The organism is Pedobacter sp. (genome assembly GCF_031119335.1).
Lineage (GTDB): Bacteria > Bacteroidota > Bacteroidia > Sphingobacteriales > Sphingobacteriaceae > Pedobacter.
In genome coordinates, this window is the sequence record NZ_JAVHXT010000002.1 from 67,877 (window position 1) to 89,991 (window position 22,115).

Annotated in this window: 23 protein-coding genes; 11 read left to right on the forward strand and 12 right to left on the reverse strand. The window is 37.3% G+C overall.

Features of this window, described 5'->3' with window-relative positions:
• Positions 1–199 precede the first annotated feature (199 nt).
• Positions 200–982: a class I SAM-dependent methyltransferase gene (locus REI64_RS02465; RefSeq protein ID WP_308848505.1), complete on the reverse strand. Its 783-nt coding sequence runs from the start codon at positions 980–982 to the stop codon at positions 200–202.
• A gap of 265 nt (positions 983–1,247) precedes the next feature.
• Between REI64_RS02465 and REI64_RS02470 the strand changes: the two genes are divergently transcribed.
• Positions 1,248–2,123, forward strand: coding sequence for a transglutaminase-like domain-containing protein (locus REI64_RS02470; RefSeq protein ID WP_308848506.1), 876 nt, complete (start codon positions 1,248–1,250; stop codon positions 2,121–2,123).
• A gap of 29 nt (positions 2,124–2,152) precedes the next feature.
• On the opposite strand, the gene REI64_RS02475 is transcribed toward REI64_RS02470, so the two are convergent.
• Together REI64_RS02475 and REI64_RS02480 are read right to left on the reverse strand one after the other, a co-directional pair.
• The gene (locus tag REI64_RS02475; protein ID WP_308848507.1) at positions 2,153–4,561 is read right to left on the reverse strand and encodes a hypothetical protein; all 2,409 of its coding nucleotides are present in this window, start codon (positions 4,559–4,561) and stop codon (positions 2,153–2,155) included.
• Entirely contained in the window at positions 4,527–5,540 is a 1,014-nt protein-coding gene (locus REI64_RS02480; protein ID WP_308848508.1) for a hypothetical protein, read from the reverse strand. The genes REI64_RS02475 and REI64_RS02480 overlap by 35 nt, the downstream gene beginning before the upstream one ends.
• Before the next feature lie 31 nt (positions 5,541–5,571).
• Here REI64_RS02480 and dtd point away from each other — a divergent pair, with 31 nt between their 5' ends.
• Positions 5,572–6,024, forward strand: a complete 453-nt coding sequence (gene dtd / locus REI64_RS02485) for a D-aminoacyl-tRNA deacylase (RefSeq protein ID WP_308848509.1) — start codon at positions 5,572–5,574, stop codon at positions 6,022–6,024.
• A gap of 107 nt (positions 6,025–6,131) precedes the next feature.
• Here the strand turns inward: dtd and REI64_RS02490 are convergent, their stop codons facing one another.
• Together REI64_RS02490 and REI64_RS02495 are read right to left on the reverse strand one after the other, a co-directional pair.
• The gene (locus tag REI64_RS02490) at positions 6,132–7,547 is read right to left on the reverse strand and encodes a hypothetical protein (protein WP_308848510.1); all 1,416 of its coding nucleotides are present in this window, start codon (positions 7,545–7,547) and stop codon (positions 6,132–6,134) included.
• 4 nt (positions 7,548–7,551) lie between these two features.
• Positions 7,552–10,002 (reverse strand): TonB-dependent receptor plug domain-containing protein, encoded by a 2,451-nt coding sequence (locus REI64_RS02495; RefSeq protein WP_308848511.1) that lies wholly within the window; start codon positions 10,000–10,002, stop codon positions 7,552–7,554.
• Positions 10,003–10,088: 86 nt separating this feature from the next.
• Between REI64_RS02495 and REI64_RS02500 the strand changes: the two genes are divergently transcribed.
• The 4 genes from REI64_RS02500 (at position 10,089) to REI64_RS02515 (ending at position 12,350) form a co-directional block, all read left to right on the forward strand.
• Positions 10,089–11,087, forward strand: coding sequence for an AraC family transcriptional regulator (locus REI64_RS02500; RefSeq protein ID WP_308848512.1), 999 nt, complete (start codon positions 10,089–10,091; stop codon positions 11,085–11,087).
• 146 nt (positions 11,088–11,233) lie between these two features.
• Positions 11,234–11,563 carry a nucleotide pyrophosphohydrolase gene (locus REI64_RS02505; RefSeq protein WP_308848513.1) on the forward strand — a complete coding sequence of 110 codons (330 nt, stop codon included), beginning with the start codon at positions 11,234–11,236 and terminating at the stop codon, positions 11,561–11,563.
• 118 nt (positions 11,564–11,681) lie between these two features.
• Positions 11,682–11,978, forward strand: a complete 297-nt coding sequence (locus tag REI64_RS02510; protein ID WP_308848514.1) for a type II toxin-antitoxin system HigB family toxin — start codon at positions 11,682–11,684, stop codon at positions 11,976–11,978.
• 3 nt (positions 11,979–11,981) lie between these two features.
• Entirely contained in the window at positions 11,982–12,350 is a 369-nt protein-coding gene (locus REI64_RS02515) for a helix-turn-helix domain-containing protein (protein ID WP_308848515.1), read from the forward strand.
• A 55-nt stretch (positions 12,351–12,405) separates the two neighbouring features.
• On the opposite strand, the gene REI64_RS02520 is transcribed toward REI64_RS02515, so the two are convergent.
• The 6 genes from REI64_RS02520 to rsmA all read right to left on the reverse strand — a co-directional run bounded on the left by REI64_RS02520 (position 12,406) and on the right by rsmA (position 17,271).
• Positions 12,406–12,804, reverse strand: a complete 399-nt coding sequence (locus REI64_RS02520; protein ID WP_308848516.1) for an HIT family protein — start codon at positions 12,802–12,804, stop codon at positions 12,406–12,408.
• A gap of 81 nt (positions 12,805–12,885) precedes the next feature.
• Entirely contained in the window at positions 12,886–13,359 is a 474-nt protein-coding gene (greA, locus tag REI64_RS02525; RefSeq protein ID WP_308848517.1) for a transcription elongation factor GreA, read from the reverse strand.
• A gap of 428 nt (positions 13,360–13,787) precedes the next feature.
• A complete protein-coding gene (locus REI64_RS02530) occupies positions 13,788–14,264 on the reverse strand; it encodes an OsmC family protein (protein ID WP_308848518.1) in 477 nt (158 codons plus the stop codon).
• Positions 14,265–14,360: 96 nt separating this feature from the next.
• Positions 14,361–15,290, reverse strand: a complete 930-nt coding sequence (locus tag REI64_RS02535; protein WP_308848519.1) for a 2-hydroxyacid dehydrogenase — start codon at positions 15,288–15,290, stop codon at positions 14,361–14,363.
• Positions 15,291–15,293: 3 nt separating this feature from the next.
• A complete protein-coding gene (locus REI64_RS02540) occupies positions 15,294–16,460 on the reverse strand; it encodes a S41 family peptidase (protein WP_308848520.1) in 1,167 nt (388 codons plus the stop codon).
• Positions 16,461–16,494: 34 nt separating this feature from the next.
• On the reverse strand, positions 16,495–17,271 hold the full coding sequence (gene rsmA, locus REI64_RS02545; RefSeq protein WP_308848521.1) for a 16S rRNA (adenine(1518)-N(6)/adenine(1519)-N(6))-dimethyltransferase RsmA: 777 nt from the start codon (positions 17,269–17,271) through the stop codon (positions 16,495–16,497).
• Positions 17,272–17,516: 245 nt separating this feature from the next.
• Between rsmA and pdxA the strand changes: the two genes are divergently transcribed.
• The 3 genes from pdxA to REI64_RS02560 all read left to right on the forward strand — a co-directional run bounded on the left by pdxA (position 17,517) and on the right by REI64_RS02560 (position 20,337).
• Positions 17,517–18,596 (forward strand): 4-hydroxythreonine-4-phosphate dehydrogenase PdxA, encoded by a 1,080-nt coding sequence (pdxA, locus tag REI64_RS02550; protein ID WP_308848522.1) that lies wholly within the window; start codon positions 17,517–17,519, stop codon positions 18,594–18,596.
• Positions 18,597–18,607: 11 nt separating this feature from the next.
• The gene (locus tag REI64_RS02555; RefSeq protein ID WP_308848523.1) at positions 18,608–19,381 is read left to right on the forward strand and encodes a hypothetical protein; all 774 of its coding nucleotides are present in this window, start codon (positions 18,608–18,610) and stop codon (positions 19,379–19,381) included.
• 104 nt (positions 19,382–19,485) lie between these two features.
• The gene (locus REI64_RS02560; RefSeq protein WP_308848524.1) at positions 19,486–20,337 is read left to right on the forward strand and encodes a sulfurtransferase; all 852 of its coding nucleotides are present in this window, start codon (positions 19,486–19,488) and stop codon (positions 20,335–20,337) included.
• 5 nt (positions 20,338–20,342) lie between these two features.
• On the opposite strand, the gene REI64_RS02565 is transcribed toward REI64_RS02560, so the two are convergent.
• On the reverse strand, positions 20,343–20,924 hold the full coding sequence (locus tag REI64_RS02565; RefSeq protein ID WP_308848525.1) for a hypothetical protein: 582 nt from the start codon (positions 20,922–20,924) through the stop codon (positions 20,343–20,345).
• A 428-nt stretch (positions 20,925–21,352) separates the two neighbouring features.
• Between REI64_RS02565 and REI64_RS02570 the strand changes: the two genes are divergently transcribed.
• Positions 21,353–21,883, forward strand: a complete 531-nt coding sequence (locus REI64_RS02570) for a DUF177 domain-containing protein (protein ID WP_308848526.1) — start codon at positions 21,353–21,355, stop codon at positions 21,881–21,883.
• A gap of 19 nt (positions 21,884–21,902) precedes the next feature.
• Positions 21,903–22,094 (forward strand): 50S ribosomal protein L32, encoded by a 192-nt coding sequence (gene rpmF, locus REI64_RS02575; protein WP_293298423.1) that lies wholly within the window; start codon positions 21,903–21,905, stop codon positions 22,092–22,094.
• Positions 22,095–22,115 lie beyond the last annotated feature (21 nt).

Sequence of the window (22,115 nt, forward strand, 5' to 3'; positions counted from 1 at the left end):
TTATAACTGATTTTTCAGTTATACAACTTAAAAATCAGTTATTTAATTCAACCAACTGTATATCAGACAAATAATTTAAAAATAGTTTAACAAACGGTTGAAACCATTGGCAGGCATAGTCACTCTTCCTCCCCCTACCCCCTCCAAAGGGGGACACATATTGCATAACCTATGCGCTTTAGAAATTCGATTGCAATATTTAATATTTTAGCTTAAAATGTTCCTTCGCTTGTCCTTTTTTGAAATATACCAAACCTATCCAGAACAAATCTACAGTTACGGTAACTTGTGGGTGGTTTTTGATTTCTTCCCAAGCTTGCTTCATACCTTCGCTCCAATAGATGTCGTCGAAAATGAGTAGCGAGTTTTCTGTGATTTTTGGTAAGCACCAATGAAAATAGTTGAGCGTTGCTTCTTTGGTGTGGTTACCGTCGATGTAAACAAAATCTAACTGCGTTCTTTCTTCAATAGCTTTTGGCAGTAAATCGTTGAAGTTTCCAACCTGTAGTTCTACGTTCTGTAGGTTTAGGTCTTGGAAGTTTTGATAAGCAACTTCTGCCGTTTGCGGACAACCTTCGATAGTTAAAACATTAGCACTTGGCTGTGCTTTTGATAAATATGCAGAAGTAACACCTAAACAAGTGCCTAATTCTATTATGTTAGCTGGTTGATGATTGGCTGATAAACGGTAAATAAGCTGTGCCAATCGTGGTGATTTAAGCGCATTTTTGGCAATTTGCGAAACTTTTTTCGTACGGTTTTTGTTGAGATGAGAGCCTGCGCCTAAGTCGGTTACGGTAATTAAACGTTGGTCATTTAAAAGTTTTTTTCGCTGCGCTTCAATTTCTTTGTATTCATTTTTTATGGAAAAATCGTAAATTACCTCATCTGCTAGCTTGTAGACAAATGGCGAATGTGTGCCATGACGGGTTTTAGCTGTAAACTGATGTTTAAGGTAATCGGCGAAGAATTGTAAGACCATGGGGCAAATTAAGGGAAAAAAGGTGAAAGATTAAAGTGGAGGTGGAAGGCTTGAAGACGAAAGCTGAAAGACGAAAGACCAAGGATTTGAAAGCGGAAGGCTGGAAGGTGGAAGGTTTACAGGCGGATGTAAAATAAACCCGATTGAAACGGCGTATCCCGATGTAAAATCGGGAACAAAGTTGAAAGCGGGACTAGCGGGACCGATAAAAAACTAAATTTGCTTTTCGGAAAATTAGCGAACAATAAAGAGAGAAAGGTAACAGATGAAAGAGCGTAGCAATGTGGCAGAAATAGATGCTTTGGTAAAGCTGCTGGACGATCCAGATGAGGAGGTTTTTTCTAGTGTGCAAGAAAAATTGTTGGAATATGGAAACGATGCCATTTCGCACTTGGAGACGGCTTGGGAGAAATCTTTGGATACGATGATGCAGGAGCGCATTGAGAATATTGTGCACACTATTCAGTTTACGAACGTAAAACAAGATTTGAATTTATGGTATCAAAGTGGTGCTTTTGATCTGTTGCAGGGCGCTTTAATTATTAACCGTTACCAGTTTCCAGATTTAGACGAACAAGCAATTATTAACCAAATTGAGGATATTAAGCGTGAGATTTGGGTGGGTTTGCAGTACGAAATGAGCTCTATCGAGAAGATTAAGCTGATTAATCATATTTTTTATAACCAGTTTGGTTTTGGCGGCAATACTAAAAATCATCACGATCCACAAAACTCTTACTTAAACCAAGTACTGGAGAGCAAAAAAGGCAACCAAATTTCGTTGGCCATTATTTACTCTACCATTGCCCAGAAATTGGATATTCCAGTTTATGGCGTTAATTTACCGCAGCATTTTATTTTAGGTTATATTGACGAAAGCAACCCCGATAGAGAGCAGGCCGTGTTGTTTTACATTAATGCTTTTAACAAGGGAGCAATTTTTGGCAAACACGATGTAGATCAGTTTTTACGTCAGCTGAATTTAGAGCCGCAGCCTGGATTTTATGCGCCGTGTAGCAATGCCGAAATTGTTCGCCGTATCATTAGAAATTTGATTTCGGCTTACGAAAATTTGGGCGCCGCAGAAAAGGTGACAGAGTTAAAGCAAATGCAAGATATTTTATCGGAAACGAATAATTAACGATCGTTTAAAGTGCCAAAAGAAATCTATTACTTCGACGCTATAAAATCACCTAGATAGCTACACTCATTTACTGCTTTTTTGAAATAGGCAGTTTGCCCATAACGTTGTTTCAACTCTGCAAAATACTGGTTTTGTCTATTGATACTGGTGAACATATCATGCGTTTCTTTATAGCCAAGGTCGTACCAATTATGCTGATTAAATAATTTATTCGACTCGCTTTTTTGCTCACATTTAGCCAACATAAATGTACATTTTGCTTTAAACTCGGCATCGTTACTTAAACTACGTGCTTTTAAATACCACTGCTTCGCTTTCGCTGCCAGCTTAAAGTCTTGATCAAACACATATCTGGCAGGTTCGTAAATAGAATAAGAACTCCAATTATAGCTAATTAACGACCAAGCATTGCCATAATAACCCGTTTGATAAACACCATTAGCCATTTTAAAGTAATGCTGAGCTGCATTTTTCTTATCGCTAACCGTTAGCTTTTGTAGTCGCAACATTTCTTTGGCAAAAGATTTCTTATTGTACTTTTTAGTGGAGTCGGTATATTTTTTCGGGTAGTCATTTATGGTAGTTTCAAATGGATTAGCGTAAAGTGTTCTGTCTTCGTACCAATCACTTGGGGTTAAAAACTCATAATTGGGAGGTAACTTTTCGAAACATTTCAAAGCGTTCTCATATTGATGTTCACGCAGGTATGCTGTTCCGAAAAGTTCATAAAACCCGGTCTTATCTACTTTGGAAAGGGCTTCGTTCAAAAAAGCGTCGAAATTGCTTTTTGCTTTTCCTTCAAACCTTCTTTCTAGTTTTCCCAAGGTAGCTGAACTCAAATAATTTCTCCAAAATTCTAGTGTAGTCCAACTCATAGCGTTGGCCAAGCTACCTTGATTTGCAGTTTCTGTGTTGTAATCGCCTTTTAACATTAACAATGCCGCGGTTGCCGTATCTCCTAATTTGATATAAGTTGGCGCCAGTAGCTCTTGATAAAAATTGCGTGTAGTGGCTAAAAATCTGTTTTCTCTACTCTGAGCAAAATAATCATCTTCTATAGTTGGAACATTTTTCTTACGCTTTTCATCAAGCCATTTTAGCGTTGGCACCAATTCATCTGGATTGATGTTTCCCTGTTTAATTTTTCTGGCATTTAGCAATAAATTAATGATCTGATATTGATTTTTGTATCGATCTTTTAATTTAGAAGGATCTAACTTTTGCAATAGAGCCGTTGCTGCCACATCGTCTTTTTTCAACCAATTGAGGTAAGCGGCGCTTATAATCCCCAATTCTGGCTCTGGATATTTCTTTTCATCCGCCAGTTTTAAAGCAAAGTTATTGGTGAGTTCCAATTGTATTAAGCTAGCGTTGTTTACGGTATCACCTTTAGCATTTGTATCAAAATAGTTTCTAGAAAAACCTCCAGGCTTGTTAAAATCTTTCTCTAGCTTATTGATTTGCCTTATCAACAATGTTCCGTTCATTAAGCTGTTTGGCATATAACCATAAACTTTGTTTAGTGCCTCCAGGTCGTAATCTGGGTTACCAAAACTCTTAATGGCGATGATATTTGCTTTTTCCTCATCGCTTTTAGCAAATGGCAACACATCTTCAACAGCCGTAGAAGTATAATGGAAATTCTTATAGGCCTGCACTTTTCGTTCTGGATTACTACTAAAAACTTTCGAGAATAGATACGCAGCTTCCGTTGGATTGCCCGCATAACGAACGGAGCCAGCATACACCGACATTGCCCAACCTTTGGCTAAATCTGTAGAAGAAATTGGCTCAATGTACTTCTTGTAAACAGTTTTACAGGCTTCGTAACTTTCTGCATAATGGTACATTCTAACAGCCTGATATGCATAGCGCAGCTTTAAAAAATTATCTTTCTTTACTTCGGCCAGTAGCTTTATGGCTTCCTCTGCCTTTTCAATCATTTGCGAACTATCCCTAGTAGCGGGGTTCCAGGGATCATAATCAAAAGTGGCTAGCGGTTCACAACTTTTAGCAAAAGCAAAATATTTTAAGGCATGCTTGTTTTTACCTAAAGCTTCTATGAATGTATTTTGTTGCAAGTGTTGTGGCAACTGTTTTAAACTCTTCTTGGTCAAACTTGCCAAAAGCACATTGGTTGTGCTATCACTTTCGTACATTATGCTGCGTACGTCTTCTTTTTTTACGTTTAAGTACTTAGCCCATTCAGCGCTATTCAAATCATATTCATCTACCTTTTCTTCATCATGATAGAGATATTCCCATTCGCTGAAATTGAACTGATCGTAATCTTTTCCCTGCACATCGTTATGAAAGTACGAGATGTAATAATCGTACGGATCTATTTCTCCGCCACAGGCGATATTGACTACAATTTCACCAAAAAATACAGTTAAAAAACTAACGCAAAATATGAGCGATTTCTTCCAGTTCATGGGTATTAAAATTTTTCAGTGTAGGTTCGTCTAAATGATAAAACAGCAGATTAAGTGACTTGCTATTGAAGTATTTAGATAGATAAACCGCACTTTGCTTGATGTCTTCAAATTTACTTTCTTCTAACCGAATTTCATCATTTTTATAAAGACCAAATTGAGGTAAATCTTCGTTGACTAAATATAAACCATTGGCTTGCATTAAAAACATCGAGCTGTTAGCCAAATCTATATTTTTTAACCGCTTGGAGATACCTGCATAACTCCCTTTCCTAAATACAACCGTCCAAGAAAACAATGGCAAAGCAACATCTATTTCCATTGGATAATACCTTAAGTTATCATCCGCATATTTTTCAAGTTCTTTAATGTCTAAGATGGAGTTTTGCGTACCAAACTTGCGAAGATTTCCCATATTGTAGCACATTAGCACAACCTTATCTACTGGTGGAATGCCACTTTTTTCTTGATTTTTTAACTGATGTAGGCGTAGCGTAGATGAAATTACTTTGCCATCGATAAACTTTTTGATTTCTTCTAATAACGAAAAATAATTCGCTCTGGTGGTAGCCGTCCAATCGCAATCTATTTGCAGCTCAGCATAGCTGGATTTCCCTGCTTGTTTTACTTTTCCATCTATAAATTTCACTATGTTTACCGCCAGTTTTTTGACCTCGCTTGGACTGATTTCCTTTAAAACATCATTAACCACAAAAACTACGGGAACCAATTCTAAATCGGTTGGTATTTTATCCTTAAACTTGATGGGTGCCACAGGTGCAATTTCTCCGTTAAGGTTCCTATCTACATCTAAAATCCTTACAAATAACTTATTGCTTTTAAAGTGCTGTAAATAGCTTTGCTCAACCCCATTAGTTTGGTAGACCGTTTTCCAAAAGTAAAAACTGGTTTCTACCGTTCGTTTTTGTTGGCAGCTAATCAATAGAATTACAAAAAACAATATATACTTGCAGTTCATAAGGCAAAATTAACATTAACTACGGCATATTATGAGAGCAGTTATACAAAGAGTAACCGAAGCTAGTTGTAAAGTAGATGCAGAAATTACAGGAGCAATTACAAACGGCTTTTTAGTTTTATTAGGGATTGAGGATGCAGATACGCAGGAAGATTTAGAATGGTTGGCACAGAAAATTGCCAATATGCGGGTGTTTGGCGATGAAAATGGTTTGATGAATAAATCGCTAGCAGATATTGATGGAAATGTTTTGCTGATCAGTCAGTTCACTTTATTTGCATCTACCAAAAAAGGCAATAGACCTGGCTTTACCAGAGCTGCCAGACCAGACAAGGCCATCCCTCTTTATGAGGAAATGAAAAAACAACTGAGCCAATTGATAGGCAAAGAAGTGCAATGTGGCATTTTTGGTGCCGACATGAAAATTAGCTTACTGAACGATGGCCCAGTGACGATTGTGATGGACACGAAGAATAAGGAATAAAAACCCCCAAACCCCTAAAGGGGCTTTTGCTAGCAAAAAAAACGTCCCGCATTAACATCGGGACGTTTTTTATAAAGCGTTAATTTAGTCTCTTAAGCTTATGCGGATTAGTAAGCACCTAAATAGAAACTACCTGATTGATTTTTCAGCTTAGCTCCTTTAGTAACCGCTTTAGTTTTAGAATTGATGATATAAAGGTTACCATCAACGCCGTTAGGTGTCATAGGAACATAGAAGTTATCGCCAGCAACTCCAATATTTTGGAATTGACTGAAAGTACCTGTTATTGCTGTAACACCTGTAGTGGTATTAGCCGAGCGACCAGAAAAACCGATATTAGTTTGATCATCAGTTGTTAATTTTGTAGCTGTTTTTGCATTTAAATCTATAAGTGCAAGATAACCACCATCTACACCTGTTTGAGTATAAAGAACAAGACCAATGCCATCTTTGATATATCTCCAAGCTCTAATTGCTACATTGTTACTAGATCCCAATGCAGTTTTCAAATCAAACAAATAAGTGTTATCGTAAGTATTGGTAGTTTTGTCTAAACGTAAAATATGAGGCTGACCAGTAGTGTTTACCCCCGTTCCTTGATAAATATGACCATCGGTGCCAAGATGCTGAATCATGGTACGGTATCCGTTATTTCCAAAGTTACTTTGAGTAGAGTAAATTAATTTTGGATTTGCTAACGATGGATAATCTACAACTAACGTAGCGGTTCCCAATGTACTTGTAGCCGAGCTCCAAGTTTGATTACCAGAGCTGTTAACTGTAGATGGCTTGGTAACATCTGTTCTTGTTAAATTACAGCCAATAAAGAGTTTAGTTTTTGCCGCATTTAATATAGGCATATCTATACGGCCAATTTGATAGCCATCTTTTGTTTGAGCATCTGTAAATGGAATAGTAAACTCTGTTTGGCGAGTAACTTGCGGATCATTTAAGTTAATTACAGCTATTTTAGCAGTACTTTTTACATCGATGAAATTTGCGCCAGCGCCGGCACCAGAAGCTGTAATTGCCGATGATGCATAAACACCAACACCGATACCGTCTCCGGCAACAACCCAACGAGGGGAAGTTCCTAGAATTGGCTCAGTATTAACTTCCTCACGAGTATCTACAAAGTTCTTTTGACCTTCAACTTTGTATTTGTTAAAAATACCGCCATCTGTTCCAGTATATTGAATGTTGTACAGGAAGTTTCCGTTGATAGAGCCTTGTACACGAGCCGTACGTTGAGACCTTAAGCTGTAACCGCCAGTAAATGCGTTAACTTCAAAGTTTGGATCTGCAGCTTGGGCAGGTGTAATCGCAAAAGCCATTGTTCCACCATTTCCAGCGGTACCTTCTGCATCTGGAAATGCAGCTGTTAATGTAATATATTTTCTGTCCCAAACATCTGGACCAGAAACTGGTGCTTCACCATCACCACCACTTTTTTTACAACTCGCTAGTGCAGTTACCGCCAATACAGAACCGAACAGTGCTGTCTTAATAAAATTAGATTTCATATTATTACTTATTAAAATTATTTATGGTATAGTTTAATTTGATATAAAAGGCCTGTCCCGGTTTCTGAACGCCAAAATTGTCGTATACTTCAGCATTTAAAATGTTCTTTGCATCGAAGCTGACTACCATTTTTCCGCTGGGGAAACGATAGCTAGCACCTAAATCGTGAGCAAGCTGGGTTGGTGTGGTAAACCACTCCGATTCCATCCAAATAGTTCTGAACGGGGCAACATAGCCAGCGTTGTAATAAATGTTCAGATCAGATTTTTTCTGGAAAGCATCTTTAAAACGATACTGTATATTTGTGTTTATAGTAAAAAAGGGCTCGTTAGGTATCTGTAAGTTGTATAGGCTATGTCGGTTTCCGTTTTCATCCAATGGCACCTTAAACAACGAATTGAACTTAGAAAAATTCAACATTGCGTTCAGTCTGTTGTTATAGATATAGTTTATTTCTGCCTCGAACCCTATAGACTGTGTTTTAGCAAGGTTTACAAACTGCGTAACCTGTATATCCTCTACTTGATTTTCACGCCCTTCAATTACAGCATCAGTACGAGTTTGTTGGATAATTTTATCATAACCATTTCTCCAAAACATATTCCCATATAGATTAAATTTATGTCTTGTAGAAGTTTGGAAACCATACCGAGCACCTAGGTTATAATTGATGGCCAACTCTGGAAGAATGTCCGGATTTGGCAACAGGTTATTCTCAGGCTCACCATAAATATGACGATCTGTAGGCATGATAAATGATTTCTCTCCTGAAACTATCAAGAACCCATTACGAATAGCCTCATAAGAAATTGTGCCCCCAAACCCTTTATTATTTCGCTTGGCAATATTATATTCGTATGCCAATACACCATTTGTTTCACTTACCGGGATAGTTTGATTGGTTTGGTAAACAGCATATTTACCGAAAAAGTTAGTTTTTATCTTTCCCTTGAAGATTTCCGCCTCATAGTTCATTGCCCAGATATTAGTGGTCAAATCATTTAAGGTAATCCATTTGCTTCGCTCCGGGATCAATAAATCCTGATCATCTCTACTAGATTTTTCGAATTTGTGATTTAGGGATAAACGATGACCAGATATGATAGTATAGGCCAAGTTTGAACGAACGTTAGAAATAGTACGATCAATATTAGTCATTACCGCCTCACCTTGTTGTCCCATACCTGGCTCATAACCGAAAGTCTCGGGCGGCCCTTCAGAATTTTTGATTTTCAAAGTTCCATCCCAGTTATATTTTAAGCTAACCGTATCTTGTAAATAAGTACTGCGCCTACTGTGTACAGCATTAACATTTAACGATAAGCCATCTATCAATAGATTATTTTTACTGTAATTTAAACTAACCACATGCGCTTGGTACTCGTTAAACCGTCCAAAGTAAGGTTTGGTCATAGTTAAACCATGAGGTATCTCCTTATAGGTATCAGAAATATTATAGCCAATAAAAAACTGGTCGGCCCACTTCACGTTAGAAAACCCTACTTCGAAACGGCCACCAATACTTTCAAATTTATCATTAGGTCTTTTCGTACGATAGTACCTTATTGTTTTAAGTCCTGGCAAATCATATTTCGAAAATTTGCCCCACATCTCATAATCGTTATCTGAGTGACTATAGAAGCCCGAAGCCCGAACGGTTAGACCATTTTTAGGATTACGATATAAACCGCCCAAATCTGCCCTGTAGGTGTTGAAAGAACCGTAAGATGCCGATGCTGTAATGTTGTTGGCAGAGGCATCCTTTTTCATGATTACATTAATGGCTCCACCTATATAATTTCCGCTTAAATGTGACGGCAATACACCTTTATATACCTCAATACGCTCAATCATTGAGGGAGGAATGTTATTTAAATTGAAAGAAGATCCGTAGGTAGAAATCTCGATACCATCTAGGAACAAACCAATGGTACTTCCGGACATCCCATTCAGATTATATTCAATTGGAGAACCTTCGCCCCCATTTTGACGCACACGTACGCCCACCGAGCGGTCAAGAAGTTCATTGGTAGTTAAGTTTCTAAGAGAAGCTTCCTTAGTTTCTATGATACCTACCGCAAAGCCACTGGTCTCCATTTTCTTCTTTTCTGTTTTTCCAGTAATGGCAACTTCATTTAAAACTTTACCATCCTTAGCTTTTGTGATAATATTAAATGTATTCTCAGGCTTATTTACTATGATTTCAAGCTTTTTAGCAAATATTTCCATTGAGCCAACCTCTAAAGTATAACTCCCGTAAGGAATATTTTTGAAAGAATAGCCCCCCTTTTCATCCGTAAGGGCTTGCTTATTTATGGATTTGATATTAACTACGGCACCAATCACTGGCTCTTTGTTATCCATCACAATTTTTCCAGAAATACTGCCTGTTTGTGCGTTAACAATAGAATTGAATGCGAATGCAAACAATAATGATAGTAAAAAATGCTTCATCTTCCTTAAAATTTCACTTTTTTATTTAGAAGAAGTCTAAATAAACGTAAATTGCGGCAAATATAGCCGACAGCATTTTTTAAGATATGACCGCATCCGAAAAATTAGTAACGCAAAAAGAAAAAGCAGCCCAAGCAAAAGCGACGTTAAGAATAATTGAACATAACCCTCAATCGCAGCAATTGGCTAAGGAACTAACGCTTGATAATTTTTTGGTGAAAGAATTTTCTGCAACTGAAAACGGCAAAAGCCCTATTACAATTTCTGTAAAACAAGATATCTTATTGCTTCAATATTGTATCCAAGGCAATATAAGTGTCAAAAATATCAAGAAATCAAAATCAACATTATTTAAACAATCGGAGTATAATATACTGTCGTTAAAGGCTGGCGACTGGTTTGTCACCCTAAACGATGAAGAATCAAAGCTAATTCATATCTACCTAAGTGAAGATTTCTTCCATCGGTACACACCAAACGATTACAGTGCGCCTCTTTACAATCTAGTTGCTATAGGTAAACTATTTCCAAGAAACCTGTATTTGGCACCTAGATTAAAAAGCATTTTATACGAAATAGACCAATGTGAGTTTAGCAATCATTTAAAGCTACTTTACGTTAAGGCTAAAATTATAGAACTACTTACGTTACAGTTGGCACAATACGAAGAGGAAAAACTGATCCCATCGGCATTAAAGCCGCAAGAGGTAGAGAAAATGATTGTCGTTAAAGAGCTAATCGAGAACGACCTCGGCAATTCGCCAACTATTTCGTCTTTAGCGAGGGCCGCGGGAACTAATGAACAATATCTCAAAAAGCACTTCAAGCTTTTATTTGGAAGTACTGTTTTTGGATATATCACTTCGTGCAAAATGGAGAAAGCAAAAGAACTCTTGCTAAGCGAAAAGTACCGCATCACCGAAATTTCCGAAATGGTGGGCTACAAACATGCTACTCATTTTACCACTGCGTTTAAGAAATTTTTTGGCTACCTACCACAGTCTCTAAAAGCAAAAATGGTATTTGGCAGCTGTTTCTCTTTCGGTGTAGAATTACAAGCCATAGAGATGTTGATGATGGTATAAAACTGGCTAATTGGTTAAATTGTTTCAATTGTTCTATTGCTAAATTGTTGTATTGCTGGTTAAACTGTTTAACTGAAAACTGCCTACTGAGAACTGTAAACTGAGAACTGCAAACTATTTACCCGTTCAATCATTATCTTTACCTCATGACCATTACCGAAGCACAAGAAACTATAGATCGTTGGATCAATACTACAGGCATCCGTTATTTTAACGAACTAACCAATACTGCCATTCTAATGGAGGAAGTGGGCGAAGTTGCCCGCATTATGGCCCGTAAATACGGAGAGCAATCTTTTAAAAAAAGTGATGAAGAAGTAAATTTAGCCGACGAAATGGCCGATGTGCTTTTTGTATTGATGTGCCTCGCCAACCAAACAGGCATCAATTTAGACGAGGCATTGGTAAAAAACTTGGAGAAAAAATCCATCCGCGATGCGGAAAGGCATAAGAATAACAGTAAGCTTAACCCATAGAGGTAGAGCTGACTTTTTCCTGTGTTTACAGCTATCCAAATTTTCAAAATATTTTAAAAAACAGAATAACATTCCAAATAACAGAACAAACAGCTATATTTGCATATCTGCCACAATTATGAGAATAGTAACGTTTGCCAGGATAAGTGATTTTACAAAATCGCATCAAGATGCTGATATCGCATTAAGAGATTGGTATAAAAAAACTGAGCGTAGCAATTGGTCGTGCTTTGCAGATATAAAAAATACGTTTGGCAGCGTAGATAGCGTAGGGAACAATAGGTATGTATTTAATATAAGAGGTAACGAGTATCGTTTAATTGCGATAATTATTTTCGCATCTAAAAAAGTTTATATCAGATTTATCGGAACGCACACGCAGTACGACAAAATAAAAGACTGTTCAAAAATTTGAGATATGAGAAAAGGAATTCAGACAGAAAAGCAATATAGGGCTACTTGTGAGAGAATTGAAGAGCTTTTACAAACAGTAGGAAACGATACGCCAGAAGATGATAAAAACTTCATTGAGCTAGACTTACTATCAGATTTGGTTTACGAGTACGAACAGGTTCACTATGAGGTAAAACAACCAACGCTTGCAGAAGTAATTAACCTGAGAATGTTCGAAATGGGGCTTACACAAGATAAGTTGTCCAAATTATTGAATATTAGCCCATCTAGGGTAAGCGAATATTTATCTGGAAAAAGTGAGCCTACGTTAAAGAAAGCTAGAGAAATAAGCAAAAAGCTAAATATCGATGCAAATATCGTGTTGGGAGTTTAACCCCTAAATCCCCTACAGGGGACCCACCAGCCTAGCCTCCATACATATTCCCACTTTAGGGGGTTAGCTCTACTTTAATTTTCGCAGCAACTTCTACTAGTTCTTCTTGGCTCAGCTTCAGTTTCGGGTTAGAAAAGTTCATATCGTTCATAGTATTAATCGGGATCAAATGCACATGCGCATGCGGCACTTCCAAACCAATCACGGCAATACCTACCCTATCACACGGGTAAGCCTTCTTAATACCTGCAGCTACTTTTTTAGCAAATAACATCAAGCCTTGGTACAACTCATCTTCGATGTCAAAAATATAGTCGATCTCCTTTTTCGGGATCACCAAAACGTGTCCGTAAACCAACGGACTGATATCCAGAAACGCTAGAAAGTCATCCGTTTCGGCTACTTTATGAGCTGGTATATCACCTGCTACTATTTTAGAGAAAATGCTTGCCATATAAGGTGGAAGGTAAAAGGGTAAAAGGTGGAAGGCTCAAGGCCTAGAACCTCCAGCCTTCTACCTTCCACCTCAAAAAAACTATCTAGAAATTTCCAGAATTTCGAATTCGATTTTGCCTGCAGGCACCTGTATTTCAGTTTTATCACCTACCGATTTACCTAACAAACCTTGTGCAATTGGTGATTTTACAGAGATTTTGCCCGATTTTAAATCAGCCTCACTTTCTGCCACCAACTGATAGGTCATGGTAGCACCGTTCTTCACATTTTTAATTTTCACGATAGACAGTGCCAAAACTTTCGATAAATCCAATTTCGACTCATCTAACAACCTAGAATTAGCCAAAACCGTCTCCAACTTTGCAATTTTTGCCTCATGTAAACCTTGTGCCTCTTTTGCTGCATCATATTCTGCATTCTCCGATAAATCGCCTTTATCACGAGCTTCTGCAATTGCTTTTGCTATCGAAGACCTACCTTCAGTCTTCAACTGATGTAATTCTTCTTTTAATTTATCTAATCCTTCTTTAGTGTAATAGGTAATTTCTGCCATAGCGCTATTTCTTTTCTTTAATCCTATAAAAAACAAACAAGACTACATAGGTAATTACCCTACATAGTCTTGCTTTGTGTAAAAACGAAGATATAAGCCTTAAACCAAAAAAGCAAATAATTGCATCAAAATTTAGTTCAAATTGGCAAGGCTGTGACCAAAATCATTAGCCCATTTTTTTTGAAAAGCAAAGCCTGCGTTTCATCGGTTCCGATAGTCCTGCTTTCCGCTTTACTCCGTTTGGCAAACACATAGGTTTGCCACTACGTGTTCGCTCCAATCAGGTTTAGGAAACCAAGTTCAACTGACGCATATAAAAAATCAACCAGCAGATTACACAGATTTAACCGCAGATCAAAAAAGATACAAATCAGCGAAGATCAGCGGGAATTATCTGCACAAGTCAGCGGGAAAAGTCAAAGTAAATACTAGCCACCAATTGCTGTACAAACCGCCTTATGTTTCACCGGAAAATTCAACGAACTTGCTATGAAACACATCCTATTAGCTTCTGCATGTAAAGAGTTTGCCCAAGAAATATCTTCAGGTTTAGAAATTACCACTTCCGGACGTAAAAGTATCTCCGTAAACTTACCGCTTCCATCAGGATTTTCGGTCATAGTACCTTTAGCTCTGTCTTTATATTCAATCACTACAATTCCATTTTTAGAGCACAAATGCAAATACCATAACATGTGGCAAGACGATACAGAACTCAACATCATATCTTCTGGATTGTACTTCGATTTATCTCCCAAAAAAATAGAATCCGATGAACCTGAAAGGGCTTCCTTTCCATCAATCTCTACCGTAAAATCTCTATCGTAAGAACGGTAATCCATCGTACCCGAACCTTTGTTACCGGTCCAAACCAAATTAGTTTCGTAAATATGTTGCTTAGCCATAATAATAGATATGCGTATTGAGATATGAGATTTGAGACAGGCTCATATTCACATCTCTTGCCTTAATTGTTTTGTTTATAGCAGCAATTTAGAAAATTATCTGCTGATTTCAGCCAGCTTCTCCGCTAAAACCTCAGAAATTTTACGGTACGAATCGAAAGTCCATCCCGCCACGTGCGGAGTTAAAATTACTTTCTCATTGATTTTCAACGCATCATACCAATCTTGTTCCGCCACAGTTGGAAATTTTTCCTTCTCCAAAACATCTAGTCCAGCACCCAATATTTTACCGTTAGCAATATTATTCAGCACTGCTTTCACATTTACAATCTCACCACGTGCAGTATTGATGAAGAAAATAGGTTTCTTAAAATGAAAGAAGTACTCATCATCAACCATTTGCTTGGTTTCTTTAGTTAGCGGAATATGCAAGCTCAACACATCACTATGTTTTACAATTTCTTCCATACTTACTTCCTTAGCAAATTCATCGCTAAAACCAGTTTTATATTTATCGTAGGCAATAACGTTAACGCCAAAACCAGAAAGTTTACGAGCAAAACTTTGACCCATAAAACCATAACCAATAATACCTACCGTTTTGCCTTTCAACTCGTAACCGCGGTTACCTTCTCTATCCCAAATGCCATTTCTAATTTCTACATCCGCTTTGCGAAAATTGTTCATTAATGATAGTAACATGCCAACCGCATGTTCGCCAACTGCATCCATATTGCCTTCGTTAGCAGCTAAAAGTGTAATGCCTTTTTCTTTCGCAATCTCAATATCAATATTATCTAAACCTGCCCCAGCCCTGGCTACAAACTTTAATTCAGGCGCTACATCAAAAACTTCTTTGTCTATCCTAAACTTGGTGCGCACCGCAATACCCTCGTAATCCTTGACTGAGGCTAAAGTTTCTGCTCTAGTTATTTCAGGTCTATCGTCTACGTGATAACCTAAAGCTTCGGCTCTTTCCTTAAAAATTGGGTGTAAATCGTCTACTATCAGTATCTTTTTGCTCATACGTTAAGGTCTCTTTTTGATATACTCTAAGGTCTGCATAATCCAATCGCTTTTAAAAAAATCTAGTGCTACATCTGGATTAACCCCCTTACTTTCGTATGCCAATTCCCTATCTATGCCATTCATGTCTGTAGGAGAAAAAGTAAAGCGACCACTTGGCAACACCACTTTTTTGCCATAATTACTACCAAAAGTAATCATGCCTTTGGTTTGCTCTCCCAAAGTGGTTACATTTTTTAAAGGTTTTAAGGCCAAAATGAACTGCTCCGCGTTGCTAACTGTGGCAGCGTTTTGCAGTATGAAAATTTCACCATTATATTTTTTAAGCATATTGATGAATTTCTGGGACACTTTGTAAGCACCACCGCCATTGTTTCTCAAATCAACAATTAAATGCCTTACCGTCAACTTTCCTTGAATGGTTTTATAAAACTCTTCCGATTTTTTGATATTGTCATTATCTGCATTAAAGCTGCTTAACCTTAGATATCCAACTTGGTCTTCAAGGTTTCTAAACTCATAGTTTTCATTGCCTTTGTCGAGTATCGAAAATTTCTTCTCTTTATATTTTGTAAACGGCACTCCTAACAGGGTTCCATTAACCAGTCTGGTATTTTTTATTAGGTTATAGGGAGTGGGCTTACCAGAATATAACAGTAAATCATAACCACCATAAGGAGTATGAAAAATTTCTGCCATTAAAACCCCATTAGCTAAACTCACAATTTGATGAGCATCGCCATTGGCATACAATCCAAATTCATGATTGCCAACATAGTAAATACCCTCTAAGCTATTTTTAGCTTTTTGTTGCAGTTGCTTTTTTAATGAATCGGTATTTATTGGTAAAGAAATGTATACGGTTTTTATTGTACTATCCGGAGTACGATAAAAGCCCAAATGATTATCGTTGATGGCAGAAACCAATCTACTTAATTGTCTAAAAGTCTGCTTTTCGTCTGTATCTACTATTTTTTGTTTTACATCCTCATACAATTGCTGATAAGTTTTATCGCCCTTTAGTATTTTTTTATAGGAAGGTGTTTTTTGGATGGCAGCATAAAGCGCCTCTAAATCTATTTGGTTTAAATTTTCTTGGGCAAAAAGTATATAAACACTAAAAATATTTAATCCGAATAGTAAAATTAAAAATTGAGCTAGTCTTTTCATACCAATTAAGAGATTTGTTTAGTATTATTTTGCATTACCTTGTTGCTAAAAAATTGGTCAACTCCACAAAATCTTGCACACTTAAAGTCTCTGCTCTTTTCTCATAAAATAGATGTTCGCCCAATCTATCTTTTGGTACTACTGCAGAAAGTGCATTTCGCAAGGTTTTTCTACGTTGATTGAAACCCGCTTTAACCACCCTCCAAAATAGCTTTTCATCGCAATCTAATTCTTCAACTTCGTTTCTGGTTAGGCGAATTACACCGGAATTAACTTTTGGTGGCGGATTAAAAGTTCCAGGCTTTACAGTAAACAAATACTCGATGTGATAGTAGGCCTGAATAAAGACACTCAAAATTCCGTATTCCTTGGTACCGGGTTTAGAGGCGCAACGCTCTGCAACTTCCTTCTGAAACATACCAACCATTTCTACCACATTTTGGCGGTTTTCCAAAATCTTGAATAAAATCTGTGATGAAATATTGTAAGGGAAATTACCAATTACAGCGAACTTTCCAGGAAAGATATCCGCAAAGTTTAGCTTTAAAAAGTCGCCATTAATTAACCTATCGCCCAGTTGGGGATACTTTTCTTTCAAAAAGTTGAATGATTCTACATCAATATCAATAAGAAAAGTCTGCAAATCTTCTCGCTGCAGCAAAATATCAGACAAAATCCCCATACCAGGGCCAACCTCTAAAACTTGGTTGTACTTATCGGTGTGGATTAAACCATCCACAATTCTTTGCGCAATGTTTTTATCCGTTAGAAAATGTTGCCCTAAATGTTTTTTTGCCTTAACTAAACTCATATAACTCTCCAATCCCGATACATCGGGACTTTAAAAATTTGAAATTCAAAGGTAAGTATTTTAGACTGATACTTCTTGATAGTCGATACTCACATCTTTATACTGGTCAACATCTCACATCTCTACACAAATTACGATTGCAGATAAAAGGCAAGCCTCACTATCAAAATAAATACTTTGTGCTCTTCGTGCCTTTGCGGTTAAACTTAATAATCGCTATTTTGCGCTAAATTTTAAACATCGACATGAGCAACAAAGTTAAGATAGGCATTAGTATAGGTGACGTTAACGGTATTGGTTTAGAGGTAATTTTAAAAACACTTGCCGAAAGCAAGATTTTAGATTACTGTACGCCAATTGTTTACGGACACACTAAAGTTGCTTCTTTTCATCGCAAGGCTTTACACCTTAGCGATTTCATGTTCAATGTAATTCCGAATGCAGAAGCTGCGGCGGCACATAAGCCAAATATGATTAACTGCTGGGAAGAAGATGTTAAAATTGAATTAGGCGAGGCGAACGAAACGGGAGGAAAATATGCGTTCCTATCACTGCAAAAAGCTACCGACGATTTAGTTCGTGGAGCTATTGATGCTTTGGTGACGGCTCCAATCAACAAAAACAATATCCAGTCAGAAGATTTTAAGTTCCCTGGACATACAGAATATCTACAAGAAAGAAGCGGCAGCAATGATGTGTTAATGTTCTTGGTAAGCGATACTTTACGTGTTGGCGTAGTAACTGGACATATTCCGGTAACCGAAGTGGCAAAGAGTATTACCAAGGAAAAAATCGTTAAAAAACTACAGCTGATTAACGAGAGCTTGAAAAAAGATTTCTGGATTGAGAAACCAAAAATTGCTGTATTGGGCTTAAATCCACATGCTAGCGATAATGGTTTGTTAGGAAGTGAAGAAGCTGAGATTATCTCTCCAGCAATACAAGAAGCTTTTGACAAGGGTATCATTAGCTTTGGTCCATATTCTGCTGATGGCTTTTTTGGCAACGGCACCTACAAACAGTTTGATGCTGTTTTGGCCATGTACCACGATCAAGGCTTAATCCCGTTTAAAACCATTGCCTTTGAAACTGGCGTTAACTATACTGCAGGCTTGAAATTTGTGCGTACTTCTCCAGATCATGGTACAGGTTATGGCATTGCGGGCAAAGGTGAAGCAGATCCAACTTCTTTTATGGAAGCACTTTTCTCGGCCATCCACATTGTGAAAAACCGCAGGGAACAAGAAAGTTTGTTACGCAATCAGCTAAGAAGTGGTGGCAAAATCGTCGAAACTGCTGGTGACATTAAGGATGACGCGAATTAAAGCAACAAAGAATGGCAAGCAGATTAACAAACATCTTCTTCATTGCTTTCTTTCTCACAAGCTTTTCAACTTTTGCTCAACAGAAGAGTTTTACGCCAACGAGAGGCGAAATAGTATTTTCATCTTCAGCTATAATTCTAGACACCGCATACTTCACCAATTCTCTAAAAGAGAACAACAAACGATTAATCAAACATTTAATTAAGGAGTTAGCCATAGACACATCGGAAAAGATAGACACAATCAATCTTCTATCATTGGTAAACGGAAACATTACCCCAAAATCATTTTCCGAAAATTCTGATTTTCGTTTTCTATACAAAGATGCGATCATTGAAAGCCATAAAATTCTAAATAACAAACGTTCTAACTCGTTTTCCATTATAGACACCAAACATACTAACTATTCTGATGTAACGGTTCTTGGCGACGACACCAATGCTGTAGACCCAATAGACTTTCGGTACCTAAAAATGAAAGACAAAAACATTAGAGAGTTTAGAAATGAAAAAAGACTTATAAATGGCTACGAGTGCTTTAAAGTTACCTTTAACTATAAAGTAGCCTTTAGTGAAGACGAGGGCTTTCTTGCGATGATATCAAACAACGAGCAATGCTCAGCTACTTATTGGGTAACAGAAAAAATAAAATCACTATTTCATCCAATTAGTAAGGAAAAAGAAATTCTAGAAAAATATTATCCTTTAGAAATCACCTATGAAAACCCTCTACATAAAGGACTGATATTACAATATAAGTTAAAATCAATCAACCTTTCAGACTAATTTACTTAATTATCCTTTCCTATGGTTGGTGTTATCACCAACCAATTATTCATAAACACTTTAAGAGTTGATGATAACCAATTATAAAAGAAACCTCAACAAAAATGAGTAAAATTTCACCAATCATACAACCCGAAGAGCTACTCAAACTAAAAGTTCAAAATAAAGATTTCATACTTATTGATGCAGATGGAGGGGGAAAAGAGCGCTACCTAGCTAATCATTTGGATGGGGCATACTTTGTAGATTTAGAAACTGATTTATCGGCTGCTGTGAAAGATGCGGCAAATGGAGGCCGACATCCTTTACCTTCTACTACCGCTTTTGCTGAAACTATCAGTAAGTTAGGCATAGGTCCAAAAAGTCATGTTGTTATTTACGATGATAAAAACGGATCAAATGCAGCAGCTAGATTTTGGTGGATGCTTACTGCTATTGGTTATGAAAATGTTCAGGTTTTAAGCGGTGGCTTTAAAGCAGCTATGAATGTTGGCTTTCCCAGTAATGCTGATTTAGCAATACCGAAACCAACTCAAATAGATGTTTTGGTTTCTGATTGGAAATTACCTTTGGCAACTATTAATGATGTAGCAATTGCTAGTAAAACCAACAAGAAAATTATTGTAGATGTGAGGGCCAAAAACAGATATGATGGGCTAGTTGAGCCATTAGATTTAGTTGCGGGTCATATACCAAATGCCATCAATATCCCCCTTACCGATAACCTTGACGAATTGGGTTCATTTAAGACGCCTAACATCTTAAATAAAAAATATAGTGAAGCTTTTAAGAACATCTCACCAGAAAATTTAATTGTTCATTGTGGCTCTGGTGTTACCGCTTGCCACACTTTATTAGCCTTTGCTTATGCTGGTTTACCCATTCCTAGTTTGTATGTCGGTTCTTGGAGCGAATGGTCTAGGAGTGGAAACGAAATGGTTTTAAAAAACGGGTAAACCTATTATTTACACTTCTCTTTCTGATAAGCTACATATTCAGCGTACAAAGGTTCATTCACCATTCGTTTTAACGCTCTTACATGCGGATCGCTAGTCTCATTGCTTTGGCTGCGTAGCAACATAAAATGCAAACCAGTTTTTAATGGCGCACAATCTTTATTTACAGCCATTTCTTTAGTCTTAAGCAGAGAATATTCAAATGCGGCTTTCTCACTTTCTTCTGGCGTCCATTTAGCTCTCGGCGTATTATTGTAATAATGCAAATGACCAACTTCGTGGTACAGTATCACAATAAGTCTATCGTCGTTAAAGCGAGGTTTTTTATTGATGAAATAATCTAAATCTAGGGTAACTGTTCCACTTGGATTGGCAAAGCCTGGTCCCTTACCTTTTTTGTTGATGAAATTAACCTGTTTAAGCAAGGGCTCATTCTCTAATAACTGATGAAATAGTTTATAAAACTTTGGGAACGCCTGCTTATTTTCTTCAATAATACGATAACCTGCAGTATCTGGTACTTTGACATGTTGGGCTTTGGCAGTAAAACTTATCAATAAAATAGCAACGAAGAATAGTTTTTGCATTTTTTGGCTGGTTGTTTTATGCCTGTTCTGACAGCTTAAATGTCACTTGGTTTAATGGCGATATAAAATAAGCTTTAGGTCAATATCATTAAGCAAAAAAAATTAACTAGTTAGCAGGGACGCCAACGTCCGCAAAATCAAGTATTGGAGTCTTCGCCAACGCTTAACTTAATGACATTTAGCTTTAGGCAGGGCTAATTTTGCAAAGCAAAGATGGCTTTGTTAATTAAACCTTATTGTAGCGAGCACGTAGCGAAGTGCAACAAGCGAAGTAAAGCGAAAAGAAGGACTGGTTTTGCCAAGATTCACCGACATTGTTTTTCAAACGATGTGATGTAAAAAATCCATTCCTCATTTTTCTAAAAACATTTTCAATTCAAAAAATAATTCATACCTTTGCAGGCTAAAATTTAGTTACAATTGACACCATGAAAGCGTTGAAACAATTTTCTATCCCCTTTACAGGTTTAAAATTGGGAAAACACAATTTCGATTTTGAAATCGATAAAAGCTTTTTTGATGCATTTGAGCATTCGTTGGTAAAAGACGGTGCGCTTAAAGCTACGGTTGAGCTAGATAAACAAGAAACCATGTTGATTTTAGGTTTCCACGTTGAGGGAACCATAAAGTTAAACTGCGACACATGTTTATCTGATTTTGAGCAACCAATTGAACTGAACGAGAGGCAGATTGTGAAATTTGCTGAAGAGGTAGATGAAGATGAACCTGAAGATCTGGAAATCATCGTTTTGCCTAGAAAGGAAACCGCAATTGACGTTTCTGAATTGATTTACGAATTCATTACCGTTGCAGTACCTTTTATTAACAAATGTGAGCAAGCCGGACAAGCTTGCGACGAGCAAATGCTTAACACGTTAGAAAAGTTGTCGACAGGCAGCGAAGAACAAGAAGAACAAAATAGCGACCCACGCTGGGAAGCGCTAAAAAAATTAAAATAGTAATTAAAAAAATCAAGCAATGGCACATCCAAAACGCAAGGTTTCTAAACAAAGAAGAGATAAAAGAAGAACGCACTACAAAGCTGTAGCTCCTTCATTAACTACTTGCCAAACTACTGGTGCGGTACACCAACCCCACACAGCTTACAACGTTGATGGTAATCTTTACTACAACGGTAAATTAGTAATAGAAAACACTTCGATAGGTTAATTTTCTGAAAAATTTTTGTGT